This is a genomic window from Bradyrhizobium sp. LVM 105 (assembly GCF_003957705.1).
Taxonomy (GTDB): domain Bacteria; phylum Pseudomonadota; class Alphaproteobacteria; order Rhizobiales; family Xanthobacteraceae; genus Bradyrhizobium; species Bradyrhizobium frederickii.
The window spans coordinates 81,692-94,723 of sequence record NZ_QZMV01000010.1; the positions used below are offsets into that span (position 1 = coordinate 81,692).

Consider the following 13,032-nt stretch of genomic DNA (forward strand, 5'->3'; position numbering starts at 1 on the left):
GAGAACTCCAGCTGTTATGCGGCCGGCGGCACCGAGATCTTCACGGAAGGGCGCTCCAGCATCTTCTGGTGGAAGGCGTCGAGCTTCGGATAGGCCTTGCGCCAGCCGCAATCGGCGAAGCGGAAATCGGCATAGCCGAGCACGCAAACGAGACCGATCTGCGAGATGTCGAACGGACCGTTCAGGACGTCGGGCATGTTCTCGAAGCGCGCCATGCCGGTCCAGGCCCTGTTCCAATGGTCGTCCGACCACGCCTGCCATTGCAGGCCCTGCGGCCGCACCATCTTCTCGTAGCGGCACAGCAGCATGGAATCGAGCATGCCGTTGATCAGCGAGTGGTTGGTCTTGGCCTTCCAGCGCCGCGGGCCGTAATCCGGGATCAGGCTGCCGCCGGCCATCTCGTTGAGATATTCGACGATGACGTAGGAGTCCAAAATGACGTCGCCGTCATTGGTGATCAGCACCGGCAGCTTCTTCAGCGGCGTGATCTTCGAATAATCCTCGTTGGCCGTGCCCGGCGCGACGCTCGCCGGCGTCAGCTCGATCTTGTCGATCAGCCCGAGCTCGATCGCGGCGATGCGCACCTTGCGGGCGAAGGGCGAGGCGGGGGAGAAGGTGAGCTTCATGGGAAATGTCCTAAGCAGTATTCGGCGGTTGTTTTCGTCATTGCGAGCGAAGCGAAGCAATCCAGTCTGTCTCTGCGGAAATAGACTGGATTGCTTCGTCGCTTCGCTCCTCGCAATGACGACGGGAGGGCACGGCTTACGCCGCCACAATCTCCTGGCGCTGCTCGCCGAGGCCTTCGATGCCGAGCGTGACGACGTCGCCGACATTGAGGAAGGTCGGCGGCTTCATGCCGAGGCCGACGCCGGGCGGGGTCCCTGTCGTGATGACGTCACCGGGCAGCAGCGTCATGAACTGCGAGACGTAGGAAATGCACTTTGCCATGGAGAAGATCATGGTCTTGGTCGAACCGGTCTGGCGGCGCTGACCGTTGACGTCGAGCCACATCGACAGGTTCTGCACGTCCTTGATCTCGTCCTTGGTCGCGAGCCAGGGGCCGAGCGGGCCGAACGTGTCGTGCGACTTGCCCTTGGTCCACTGTCCCAGGCGCTCGATCTGGAAGGCGCGCTCGGAGACGTCGTTGCAGACGCAATAGCCGGCGACATGGTTCAGCGCGTCGGCTTCCGAGACGTACTTGGCGCGGGTGCCGATGATGGCGGCGATCTCGACCTCCCAGTCGAGCTTGGTCGAGCCGCGCGGCTTCTCCACCGGATCGTTCGGGCCGGACAGCGAGGTGTTGGCCTTCATGAAGATGATCGGCTCGCTCGGGATGTCGGCGCCGGTCTCCTTTGCATGGTCGGAATAATTGAGGCCGATCGCGACGAATTTCGAGATGCCTGTGACGGGGGCGCCGAACCGCGGCTTGCCGGAGACGGCGGGCAGCGAGGCGGGATCGAGGCCTGCCAGCTTCTTCAGGCTCTCCGGCGAATAGGCCTCGCCCGTGAGGTCCTTCACATGCGCCGACAGGTCGCGCAACTGGCCGGATTTGTCGATCAGGCCGGGCTTTTCCGCACCCTTCTCGCCGTAACGAACAAGCTTCATTCTCGTTTCTCCCTGGAGATTGGACCGATCGGTTAACAGCTTCATGGAACAGGGCGGCGGGAAATTCAACCGCTCAAAGCGCACCGCATTGCAGGCTTCTGGATTCGGTGGGAGCGGCAAGGTCTCGTGCCCCGGACGCTGCGCAGCGCGAAGCGGTGCGCTGCTGAGCCGGGGCCCATCCCGCGGCATCTGGGTCCCGGCTCGGCGGAGCAGCGTTGCACGCTGCACCGCGTCCGGGGCACGAGACCTAGCCCAGCGCCACGAACCGGAACGCGTCTCCGTCCCGCCTGATATGCCCAGCCGAGAAATGGCCGCCGATCACCAATGTCGGCGTGTCGGCAAAGCGGCCGAACAATTCGCGTCGTGTCCTGGCCGATTTCGCCGGGTCGGAATCGGCGGTCGAGGACCAGTCGAGGTGCGCCATCTGGCAAGGGTGATGGGCGACGTCGCCGGTGAGCAGGCCCTGTTCGCCGTCCGACCGGATCAGAATGCTCATATGGCCGGGACTGTGGCCCGGCGTCGGAATCATGCTGATCTCCTCGCAGAGCCGGTGGTCGCTCGCGATCAGCTCGGCCCGGCCGGCATCGACGATCGGCTGCACGGAATCATTGAACACCGCCGCCTTGTCCGGCTCGGTGGAGTGGTCACGCCAATGCTCGTATTCGATCCTGCCGAAGACGTAGCGCGCTTTGGGAAATGTCGGCACCCATTTGCCGCCAGCCAGCTTCGTATTCCAGCCGACATGATCGACATGAAGATGCGTGCACAGCACGGTGTCGATGCTCTCGGGCGCAAAGCCGGCCGCGCTCATCGTCTCCAGGAAGGGCGTCGTGCGGTTGTTCCAGGTCGGAACATTGCGGCCCTGCTTGTCGTTGCCGAGCCCGGTGTCGACCACGATGCGGCGCGAAGGCGTCTCCACCACCAGCGAATGGATCGACATCTTCAGCCGGCCTTCGTCGGTGGCGAAATGCGGGATCAGCCAAGGCAGCTTCTGGATCTCCGCGTGACCGGCCAGCGGCAGGATGAAGCGGGTCGAGCCGACCGTCTCCAATTCCACCACCTTGGTGATCTTGACCCGACCGACCTTCCATTGCATCCGGCAGCTCCCCATTTCTTTTTTTGCTTCACTTCCCGTCATTCCGGGGCGATGCGCAAGCATCGAACCCGGAATCTCGAGATTCCGGGCTTGCGACTTCGTCGCGCCCCGGAATGACGGGGAAAGACGTTGGAAACATGCGCACTTCCGCATCTTGGCGCAATGGATCATCTGACGCGATACGGCGTTATCGCGGGAACCGGAGGAGGAGCCATGCCAGAGCTTGCGATTTCCGCTGACAAAGTCGCCTTCATCATCGAGAAGGCGCGCGAATTTGACGTCAAGGAGGGCGATTCCGATCCGGATTCCGGGTCGAACCCGAGCGATGACGATGCGCTCGATGTCCTTGAGGACGACGGCTCCGATCCTGTCGTCCAAGAACTCGGCAGCTTCATGATCGCCCTGAACGAGGACGAGCAGCTCGATCTCGTCGCGCTGACCTGGCTCGGTCGCGGCGACGGCACGATCGACGATTGGGACGATCTGCGCGCACGCGCGGCGGAGGCCCGCACCGAATATCGCAGCCCGCGCCGCGAAACGGTGCATTATCTGCTTGGCGAGCCCATGCTCGGCGATCTGCTCGCCGACGGGCTCGACGCATTCGGCATCGACTGGAGCGACGAGCGTACGACAGCCGATTCCTCCGCTCCAAGCCAGCAGGACGAAGACGAGCCGACGAAACAACGGTGATCTTGCAAAACGCACTCTCCCCGCAGGGCGGGGAGAGTGCGAAGCAACGTTACAGCGTCCCCGGGAACGCGCCGCCGTCCAGCAGAATGTTCTGGCCGGTGATGAAGCCGGCCTTGGCGCCGCACAGGAAGGCGCAGGCATAGCCGAACTCGTCGGGCTGGCCGAAGCGGCCGGCGGGGTTGAGCTTGGCGCGCTCGGCCAGGATCTGCTGCGGCGTGACGCCTCGCTTGTCGGCTTCGCCCTTCGCGGTGCTGGTCAAGCGATCGGTCTCGAACGGGCCCGGTAGCAAGCCGTTGATGGTGACGTTGTTGATCACGGTCTTGCGCGACAGGCCGGCGATGAAGCCGGTGAGGCCGGCGCGCGCACCGTTGGAGAGGCCGAGGATGTCGATCGGCGCCTTCACCGCGGCCGAGGTGATGTTGACGATACGGCCGAACTTGCGCGCCATCATGCCGTCCACGGTCGCCTTGATCAGCTCGATCGGGGTCAGCATGTTGGCGTCGATCGCCTTGATCCAGTCGTCGCGGGTCCAGTTGCGGAAATCGCCAGGCGGCGGGCCGCCGGCATTGTTGATCAGAATGTCGGGCTCCGGGCATGCCTTCAGCACGGCCTCGCGGCCCGCCGGCGTCGTGATGTCGCCGACGATCTCGGTCACCGTCACGTCGGGATAGGCCTTCCGGATCTCGTCGGCCGTCTTCTTCAGCGCCTCGGCGCCGCGTGCGGTCAGCGTGACGTGAACGCCGGCGTCCGCCAGCGCGATGGCGCAGGCACGGCCGAGACCCTTGCTGGATGCGCAGACGATGGCGCGGCGACCTTTGATCCCAAGATCCACTGTTTCACTCCCGTAATGTCAGGCAGGTTTTGGACGGCTGGCACTTTAGCCAAGTGCGGCGACGCTGATAAGGGATGGGCTCGCACCAAAATGCATGCGCCGGGCGCTAGCGATGCAAATGCGCTCTAGATCCGCCGTTCCTGCTTGAGGCGGTCGATCGCGGAGGCCGCTTCCGGCGGCAGCGACTTGAAGCCCATCTGCCCCGCCATCGAGAACAGCGGCCGCAGATGCGAGCCGACGAGAAACGGCGGCTGGCGGTTGGCCGGCACGATCTGGTCGAACACCAGGACCAGCGTGGTGGCGACGAGGCCGACCCTGATGGCGCCGAGCGCGGCGCCGCCGAGCCGGTCGCCGATGCCGGCCTCGCCGATGGTGTCGTTCAACGCGATGCGGCCGATATGCCCGAACAGCATGCCGACCACGACGAAGATGCCGAAGAACCAGATCCAGTTCTGCAGCAGCGGTGAATTCGGGTTACCTGCAATTTGCGGCGCGATCAGCGGCAGCAGCGCGACCGCAATCGGCGCGGCGAGGAGATAGGCGAGGATGGTCATGGCGCTGCGCAGCAGGCCGGTCCTGAAACCAAAGCCGACCGCGACGGCCAGCGCGGCGTAGACGGCCAGATCGAAACTGTTCATGAGCACAACCTTGCCTTGATGGGGCAAGTCAACGCAAGTCCGGTCATTCCGGTTTCAGATCGCTAAAATCGTCTGTATTGGTGGCTAAGACTTCAGGGCTAGACGCAGCTATCGTCGAGCAGGCGCCGGGGGTACATGACGGGGAGCGCTTCGCCTCTCCCCGCGTGCGGGGAGAGGCCGGAATTTGCGCGAGCAAATTCAGGGTGAGGGGGACTCTCCGCGAGTCCAGCTCCCCGCGTCCCCGCGGAGACTCCCCCTCCTCCCCCTCACCCCAACCCTCTCCCCGCAAGCGGGGAGAGGGAGAAGAGATCCTACCGCAGCTCCCCCCGGATCATATCCGCCGCCTTCTCCCCGATCATGATGGTCGGCGCGTTGGTGTTGCCGCCGATCAGGGTCGGCATGATCGAGGCGTCGACCACGCGCAAGGCGTCGACGCCGTGCACCTTCAGCGCCGGATCGACCACGGCCATCGCATCCGTTCCCATCTTGCAGGTGCCGACCGGGTGATAGACGGTGTCGACGCGCTCGCGCAGGATGGCGCGGATATCGTCGTCGGTCTTCACGTTCGCCGTGAACATGTCGTGCTTCTGCAGCGCGCGCAGCGCCGGCGTTTCCATCAGCCGCCGCGTGGTCTTGAAGCCCGCGACCAGGGTTTCGAGATCGTCGTCCTCGCCGAGAAAGTTCGGATCGATCATCGGCGCGGCGAGCGGGTCGGCGCTTTTCAGCCAGACGCTGCCGCGGCTCTTCGGCCTGAGCAGGCAGACATGGCATGAGAAGCCCGCCTGCTTGTGCTTCTTGCGGCCGTGGTCGTCCAGCATCGCGATGACGAAGTGCAATTGGATGTCCGGTACGTCGAGGTCGGGCCGGGTCTTCAGGAAGCCGCCGCACTCGGCGAAATTGGTGGTCATCAGGCCGCGCCGTTCGCGGCGGTATTGCTGGATGGCGCGGAGCAGGGACGGCAGCCGGCCGAGCGAGGCGTGAACGAAGTGCGGATAGTCGGAGGCGTAGACGAACACGAAATCCGGATGGTCCTGCAGGTTGTGCCCGACGCCCGGCAGATGATGCACGACGCCGATGCCGTGCGCACGGAGCGCATCGCCGTCGCCGATACCGGACAGCATCAGCAATTGCGGGGACTGGAAGGCGCCGGAGGCGAGGATCACCTCGCGGCGGGCGCGCAGCTGCCTGATCTGCTTGCCCTGGACATATTCGATGCCGACCGCGCGGCTGCCTTCGAACAGGATTTTCGTGGCGTGCGCGCCGGTCTCGACGCGCAGATTGGCGCGCTTGTCCATGTGGGCCTGCACATAGGCGCGCGCCGCGCTCCAGCGCTCGCCATTGTGCTGCGTCGCCTGGTAGCTGCCGAGGCCTTCATGGTCCTCGCCATTGAAGTCCTCGCAGATGCGAAACTGCGCCTCGCGCGCGGCCTGATGGAAGACGTCATGGACCGGATTGTCCGTGCGCAGCCTGTTGACATGCAGCGGGCCGCCCTTGCCGTGATATTCGCCGTCGAAATCGGTGTTGTTCTCCGAGCGCTTGAAATAGGGCAGCACGTCGGCATACGACCAGCCGACGTTGCCGAGCGAGGCCCAATGGTCGTAGTCCCGTTTGTGGCCGCGGATGTAGACCATGGCGTTGATCGCCGAGGAGCCGCCGAGCCCCTTGCCGCGCGGCTGATAGCCGATACGGCCGTTCAATCCCTTCTGCGGCACGGTATCGAAGGCCCAGTTGGCTGCGCTGTATGGCAGGGCGAGCCCGAACGGCGTGGTGATCCGCCAAGTGTCGTTGCGTCCGCCGGCATCGAGCAGCGCGACCGATGTCCCCGAATCCTCCGACAGCCGTCCCGCCACGGTGCAGCCGCCCGAGCCTGCGCCCACGACGACGAAATCGAATGTGTCGGTCAATTTAGTTCCCCCCATTGTCGTCATTCCGGGGCGATGCGGAGCATCGAACCCGGAATCCATTTGGCCGCATTGTGATTGTGAGATGGATTCCGGGCTCGGCTCTTCGAGGCGCCCCGGAATGACTGTGAGCTACGACATGAACCGCATTAATTTCTCCAGCCGCGCGACCTTGCCGCCATAGGGCGGATAGAGGTCGGCGAGGCGGTTGAACTTGGAGCGATAGAACACCGGCTTCAGCTTGCTGAAGGTGCGAAAGCCCCATTCGCCGTGATAGGCGCCGGTGCCGGACGCGCCGACGCCGCCCATCGGCTGGTTGATCTGCGTGAAGTGAAACAGGCAGTCGTTGATGGTGACGCCGCCGGAGACGGTGCGCGCCAGCACCTCGTCGCGCGCGGCACCGTCCTTGCCGAACCAGTACAGCGCCAGCGGCCGGTCGCGATGGTTGATGAAGGCGATGGCATCAGTGCGGTTGCGCGTGCCGAGAAGAGGGAGCACCGGCCCAAAAATCTCCTCCTGCATCACCGCCATCGCTGCGGTCGCGCCGACGATCAGCGTCGGCGGGAATTTGCGGTGCGCCTTCCAGTTCGGATCGTCCGCCTTTGCCGGCTGCAGGATTGTCGCGCCGCGCTGCGCCGCATCGGCGACCAGGGCTTCGAGCCGTGCATAATGCCGGTCCGAGATGATCGAGGTGTAGTCCTTGTTGGAAGGATCGGTGCCGAACATCCGCCGCATCTGGGCCCGCACCTTCTCGGCAAAGGCCTGCAGGGATGGCTCCGGCACCAGCACGTAATCCGGCGCGATGCAGGTCTGCCCGGCATTGAGCAGCTTGCCGTAGGCGATGCGCTCGGCCGCTTCATCGAGGTCGGCCGAGGCGTCGATGATCGCCGGCGACTTGCCGCCGAGCTCGAGCGTGACCGGCGTCAGGTTGCGTCCCGCGGCCTCCGCGATCAGCCGCCCGACCCGGGTCGAGCCGGTGAAGACGAGGTGATCGAACGGCAGGCGCGCAAAGCCTTGCGCGATCTCGTCCTCGATGCCGGTGACGAGCAATTCGGTCGCATCGAACCTTGCGGCGATTGTCTGCTTCAGCAGGGCTGCGAAATGCGGCGTCAGCTCGCTCGGCTTGATGAGGACGCGGTTGCCGGCAGCGAGCGCGCCGATCGCGGGCGCGAGCGTGAGCTGGAGCGGATAATTCCACGGCGCGATGATGCCGACGACGCCGAGCGGCTGCGGCATCAGCCGGTTGCGGGCGGGGAGGAATTGCAGCGCGGTCGCCACCCGCTGCGGCGCCATCCAGCTCTTCAGGTGCTTTGTGGCATGCCGGATCTCGGAGAACAGCAGCATGGTCTCGGCGATGGTGGTCTCGACCGCCGAGCGGTGGCCGAAATCGGCCGAGATCGCCTGCCGGAAGCGCTCCTCGTTGTCGGCGACGACGCTGCGCAGCCGCGCCAGCCGGTCGAGCCGCTCGGCAAGGCCGGGTGCCGGCTCGTCCCGCGACCGCGCGACCATGGCGTGGAAGGCCTCCTCCAGCGCTCCGACCGGGTCGCCCGTCAGGGATTTGTCCACGGCGTTCCTCCCTCGAGGGCGCGTTTCAGCTTAATCTTGTTGCCGCAAGCTGACCCTTTGTGGAACTTCTGGCAAGAGAGCAGGGAATGCAGCGGAAATCGGTCGATTCCCCTGTCATAAAGTCGAAAAAAACGTCCCCGCAGCCCTTTCCAAAGCCAGCCCGCCTTGATACATACGCCCCGCACCCGATGGGCACTGCCCCGGGGTTGCCTTCCAAGGAAGCCTTTGGGACGGACTGGAAAAGCCACGCGAACAGCGCCGGCCTCAACCGACCGTCCCCGAGATTTAACCGAAGGCATGCAAGTGTTTAACGCGGGGTGGAGCAGCCCGGTAGCTCGTCAGGCTCATAACCTGAAGGTCATAGGTTCAAATCCTATCCCCGCAACCAAATGGGCCTCTGATTTGACGAGGTTTTAGAAAGCCGCCCTTCGGGGCGGCTTTCTTGCTTTTGGGGGGCTCCGAGTGCCCGACGTACGGAAGATCATCGCTTTTCGCAATCTGCTGATGCACGGCTATGCGGTGATAGACGACGGACGGGTGTGCCATAGCTTCAAATCCTGTCCCCCGCTTATCCGGCAGAAGCGCGCTTGTTCATCGGCGATCTTGTGAGCGCCACGGCAAGCACTGCAGTTAGCAGCACTACCGCTATCGAATAGAACGCGTCCGAATAGGCCATGATCGTTGCCTGTTGCTTGATGAGTTCGCCGAGCAAGATCTCGGCTTGCTGATAGGAGCGCGCCGGATCTGGCACGCCATGGGGCAAGAAGTACTGTTGCATCCGGGTCAGGAAAGACTGGTCGATCGGATTGAACGAAGTCACCGCTTGTCCGATGATGTTGGAGTGGAACTGCTCGCGTTTCGTGATGACTGTGGCCAGCGCGGCCGTTCCGATCGCGCCGCCCAGACTGCGAAGCATATTGAACAGGCCAGACGCCGCCGCCGATTCATCCTGCTTTATGTGCGCCATCGCGATGCTTGATAAGGGTGCGACGAGGAGCGACTGGCCGACCGCGCGCACCAGGTTGGTCAACATCAACTGCGGCCCGGAGTCGTTGAAGCTCAGATGGATGTTCATGACGCAGCTCGCTGCGAACACGATCAGTCCGGCGCAGACGACCACGCGCACATCGAAATACTTGAGGAGCAGCGGGACAAAAGGAATGATGACGAGCTGCGGGAAGCCTGACCAGGCGAGCACAAGCCCGATCTGTTCGGCATTATAGCCTTGAACGGAATCGAGATAGGCCGGCAACACATAGATCGATCCGAACAAGCCGAATCCGACGAGTGTGTTGGCGAGTGTGCCCAGCCCAAAATTGCGATTCGCAAGCAGGCGAAGCTGCACGGCGGGCTTGTCGCTTCTCAGCTCGATGACCGCGAACGCCGTCAACATCACGGCCGCGACGATGGCGAGATGCGTGATGTAGGGAGAGCCGAACCAGTCGTCCTTGTTGCCCTCGTCGAGCACGGTCTGAAAGCAGGCAAGCCCTATTGCCAACGAGCCTATGCCGTACCAGTCGCCGTCCTTGAGAAGGTGCAACTGCATCGGCGTGCGGTCGAGGCTCGGAAATAGCAAGGCGAGCATCACGGCGCCGGGGACAAGATTGATGAAGAAGATGTACTGCCAGCCAAAGTGCTCGGTGAGATAGCCCCCGATGGTCGGCCCAATGGCAGGACCGAAGGTGGCGGTGACCGCGAATATCGCCAGCCCGATCGGGCGTTGTCCGGAAGGGAGTTTGGTAAGCAGGATGGTAAATGCCATCGGAATCATGACGCCGCCCGTGAAGCCCTGCAGCGCGCGGGTGACGATCATGGTGCCGAGGCTGTCGGCAAAGGCACAGCTGACCGAGAAAGTCAGGAACAGCGTCACGTTGGTCAGCAGGAATCGGCGGAAGCCGAACACGCGACTGAGATAGTCGGTCAGCGGAATCATGATGATCTCGCCGATCAGGTAAGACGTCGATATCCACGCGCCGTTGTCGATTCCCGTGCCGATTCCTCCTTCGATCTCCGCAAGCGATGAATTGACGATCTGGATGTCCAGCACGGCGATCAGCGCCCCGAGCATGCAGCCATAGACGGCGACCCAGGTCCGCAGTGACGCGCGCTCGGTGTTTCGATCATCGATCGCGCCGCTCATCGCTGCGATCCCTGAGGCGTGGCGCCGCGCCTTGTGTCGATTGTCGCCGTCACCGACATGCCCGGACGCAGCATGCCGGCGAGCGGGTCGCTCGGGTCAACGGCGATCTTGACCGGAATCCGTTGAACAATCTTCGTGAAATTGCCGGTGGCATTGTCGGGCGGCAGCAGAGCGAACTCCTGCCCGCTGGCAGGCGCCAGGCTGTCGACGCGGCCGCGAACTCGTTTCCCAGGAAACGCGTCGACCTCCAGGACGACGGGCTGCCCGGCGCGCACCTCGGCCAGTTGGGTTTCCTTGTAATTCGCCACAACGTAGATCTTCGCGAGCGGGACGATGGCGAGAAGCTGGGTGCCTGGCTGAACGTACTGGCCAAGCCGCAGCGTGCGATCGCCGATGACGCCATCAATCGGCGAGGTGATCGTGGTGTATCCGAGATTGATCCGTGCCTGCCGCAATGCCGCTTCGTTTCGCTCGAGCGTCGCCTTGGCCTGCGCCAGTTGAGCATTCAGGGTTTCGATCTGCTTTTTGGCGGCATCAAGCGCGGCCTGGTCCTTGGCGACGACCGCCGTCGCGGTATCGATCTGCGAGGCCGCCTGCTGTGCGTCCTGGACCGAGCCATAGCCGTCGTCTGCAAGCTTGCCGTAGCGTTGACTGTTCTCCTTCGCGAACAGCTCCTGTGCTTTGTCCGCATCGATCGTCGCCTCGACTTGGCGGATCACGGCCCGCTGCTGGGCGATCTCGGCCTCGATGGTCGCGATCCCGGCGGTGGCCTGCTCGACGCCAGCGGCCGCCTGTTCGACAACTGCCTCGTAGTCGCGTTGGTCGATGACGGCCAGAACCTGTCCGATCTTCACATGCTGGTTGTCGTCAACGAACAATGATGCGATGTTCCCGGCAACCTGTGGTGCGATCGAAACGACATCGGCTTGCACATAGGCATCGTCTGTGGCCGCTTCGAAGCGCCAATGCGCCCAATACCCCCAACCAGCATAGGTCCCGCCGCAAACCACCGCGATCGCCAGCATCACTGGCACCAAGTGTCTCGGCAACACACGCGCCCGCTCCGTTGCCGCCCTGCCCAGATGTTCGGATGCCCCAGTTGCAGCGTCTGCGGGAGGCGGGGCGCGCCCTTCCGTTTCAATGCTCGTCGCGGTGGAGGTCATTGCTCCCGAGCCCTTTCAGGATGATTCAGGCATCATTGTTCAGAGCGCCGGTGTTGCGTCCTTCTTGAGTGCGCGACCTATTGCGAGATCGCATGACGAATTCGCCGCATATCGGCCAGGTCGAATTGCGCGAGGCGCGGTCACAGCGGCGTTCGGCATTTTGGGTCACTCTCCGCTGTCGTACGGAAGTGCGCTACACGGGTCCGGAAGCGGCCCTGCTACTCGACCGCGCTCGCCAATCAGCCGGGGTCTCACCGGTGATCCCTTTGAACACGGTCGAGAAATGTGCCTGAGTGCAAAATCCGACCGCGAGCGCGACTTGGACCAGAGGCGCCTCTGTATTCAGCAGCGTCTTCGCGTGTTCGACCCGTTGAGCCAGCAGATATTCGTGGGGGCGGTATCCCGTCGCGGCCCGGAACTGTGCGGCAAAATGCATACGGGAAAGTCCGGCAACTCGAGCCAGCTCCGGAAGCCTTATCGACCGACGAAAATTCTGTTTGACGTGGTCTTGGACGCGCCGAAGCCGCCAATTTGCCAGCGCTCCGACCTTGGTGCGTGGAAATTCGAGGCGCGCGAGCCGCATCGCCAGCGTTTGTCCGATGCAGCGGGCGAACGTCTCGTCGATCGGTTCGCCGCGTCCGAGCAGCGGTCGAGTGAGCTGTCCTGCGAACATGTCGCGAAGCAGAATAAGGTCATTCAGATGCTGAGTTGGGCGATGCTGCGCAATTGGTAGCCGATCTGTGAAATATGAGTCCGGAACGTGGAAATGCAGGAAGTCGCAGGGTGCATCGAAGCGTGCGACGAGCCGCTTTGAGGGAGCGCTGACATACAGCGTGCTTTCCGGCATGACGCCCTCGAAGATTGTTCGCTGTTCTCCTGTCAACTTGATGCGCGTCGTCCTCGATGCCACGCCAATGAAGTAGCGATCACTCGGGGTGACCGCCTCCTCGGTACGAGACGCGGTTCGGAGATCGAGCCAGCGCGAAATGGTGATTTCCTGGGCCAGGGACGCACCGTTTTGTTCCGGCCTGCGCCACGCCCGCTCCTCCAGAGGATATGCTCGCGGATGCCTCTTGTCGCTCAACGCGGGATGATGACCGTGTTCGGGGGGGACCGCATGCATGTCGTCGCGCATCCTGGCTCTCCTCTGTTGGCTTGTGCTTGCGATACCGAGTGGATTTAGCCTGCACTCCTTCGGAAGGCGCGTTAGCTCCTCTTAAGAAACGTTGGATTTTGCTAAATCGAACGCTGCGATCGCCCGCCGCAGCCGTGACGTTAGGTCGCTCACGCAGAACCGCTCTTTCCAATATCCGAGTTCAATCAGCCACTTGCGACGAGTGGAACGCGCGTGATGCCGCGAAAGCATGGAACGCGAAGACGCTACCCGGCAGGCCCGTTCGC

General features: G+C 63.4%; 12 protein-coding genes and 1 tRNA gene. 3 read left to right on the forward strand and 10 right to left on the reverse strand.

The annotated features are described in order from the left end of the window. Window positions 1-14: 14 nt before the first annotated feature. From D6B98_RS25380 to D6B98_RS25390, 3 genes are all read right to left on the reverse strand, one after another. The gene (locus D6B98_RS25380) at window positions 15-626 is read right to left on the reverse strand and encodes a glutathione S-transferase family protein (RefSeq protein WP_126259630.1); all 612 of its coding nucleotides are present in this window, start codon (window positions 624-626) and stop codon (window positions 15-17) included. Window positions 627-762: 136 nt separating this feature from the next. Further along, complete coding sequence (locus D6B98_RS25385; RefSeq protein ID WP_126259631.1) at window positions 763-1,605, reverse strand: fumarylacetoacetate hydrolase family protein; 843 nt, start codon at window positions 1,603-1,605, stop codon at window positions 763-765. A 247-nt stretch (window positions 1,606-1,852) separates the two neighbouring features. Beyond that, a complete protein-coding gene (locus D6B98_RS25390; protein WP_135171308.1) occupies window positions 1,853-2,701 on the reverse strand; it encodes an MBL fold metallo-hydrolase in 849 nt (282 codons plus the stop codon). 213 nt (window positions 2,702-2,914) lie between these two features. Here D6B98_RS25390 and D6B98_RS25395 point away from each other — a divergent pair, with 213 nt between their 5' ends. Beyond that, the gene (locus D6B98_RS25395) at window positions 2,915-3,391 is read left to right on the forward strand and encodes a DUF3775 domain-containing protein (protein ID WP_126259633.1); all 477 of its coding nucleotides are present in this window, start codon (window positions 2,915-2,917) and stop codon (window positions 3,389-3,391) included. A 49-nt stretch (window positions 3,392-3,440) separates the two neighbouring features. Here the strand turns inward: D6B98_RS25395 and D6B98_RS25400 are convergent, their stop codons facing one another. From D6B98_RS25400 to D6B98_RS25415, 4 genes are all read right to left on the reverse strand, one after another. Continuing rightward, entirely contained in the window at window positions 3,441-4,223 is a 783-nt protein-coding gene (locus D6B98_RS25400) for an SDR family oxidoreductase (RefSeq protein WP_126259634.1), read from the reverse strand. A 125-nt stretch (window positions 4,224-4,348) separates the two neighbouring features. After that, window positions 4,349-4,861, reverse strand: coding sequence for a CvpA family protein (locus D6B98_RS25405; protein WP_126259635.1), 513 nt, complete (start codon window positions 4,859-4,861; stop codon window positions 4,349-4,351). A 311-nt stretch (window positions 4,862-5,172) separates the two neighbouring features. Further along, the gene (locus tag D6B98_RS25410; RefSeq protein WP_164718855.1) at window positions 5,173-6,765 is read right to left on the reverse strand and encodes a GMC family oxidoreductase; all 1,593 of its coding nucleotides are present in this window, start codon (window positions 6,763-6,765) and stop codon (window positions 5,173-5,175) included. 129 nt (window positions 6,766-6,894) lie between these two features. Continuing rightward, window positions 6,895-8,271: a coniferyl aldehyde dehydrogenase gene (locus D6B98_RS25415; RefSeq protein WP_502699927.1), complete on the reverse strand. Its 1,377-nt coding sequence runs from the start codon at window positions 8,269-8,271 to the stop codon at window positions 6,895-6,897. A gap of 368 nt (window positions 8,272-8,639) precedes the next feature. Between D6B98_RS25415 and D6B98_RS25420 the strand changes: the two genes are divergently transcribed. Both D6B98_RS25420 and D6B98_RS41995 read left to right on the forward strand, forming a co-directional pair. After that, window positions 8,640-8,716 (forward strand) — tRNA-Met (locus D6B98_RS25420). Window positions 8,717-8,832: 116 nt separating this feature from the next. Continuing rightward, on the forward strand, window positions 8,833-8,937 hold the full coding sequence (locus D6B98_RS41995; protein ID WP_502699928.1) for a hypothetical protein: 105 nt from the start codon (window positions 8,833-8,835) through the stop codon (window positions 8,935-8,937). On the opposite strand, the gene D6B98_RS25430 is transcribed toward D6B98_RS41995, so the two are convergent. The 3 genes from D6B98_RS25430 to D6B98_RS25440 form a co-directional block, all read right to left on the reverse strand. After that, the gene (locus D6B98_RS25430; RefSeq protein WP_126259639.1) at window positions 8,897-10,468 is read right to left on the reverse strand and encodes a DHA2 family efflux MFS transporter permease subunit; all 1,572 of its coding nucleotides are present in this window, start codon (window positions 10,466-10,468) and stop codon (window positions 8,897-8,899) included. The genes D6B98_RS41995 and D6B98_RS25430 overlap by 41 nt on opposite strands. Further along, window positions 10,465-11,631 (reverse strand): HlyD family secretion protein, encoded by a 1,167-nt coding sequence (locus D6B98_RS25435; RefSeq protein WP_126259640.1) that lies wholly within the window; start codon window positions 11,629-11,631, stop codon window positions 10,465-10,467. The genes D6B98_RS25430 and D6B98_RS25435 overlap by 4 nt, the downstream gene beginning before the upstream one ends. Window positions 11,632-11,824: 193 nt before the next feature. Continuing rightward, window positions 11,825-12,766 (reverse strand): AraC family transcriptional regulator, encoded by a 942-nt coding sequence (locus D6B98_RS25440; protein ID WP_164718856.1) that lies wholly within the window; start codon window positions 12,764-12,766, stop codon window positions 11,825-11,827. Window positions 12,767-13,032 lie beyond the last annotated feature (266 nt).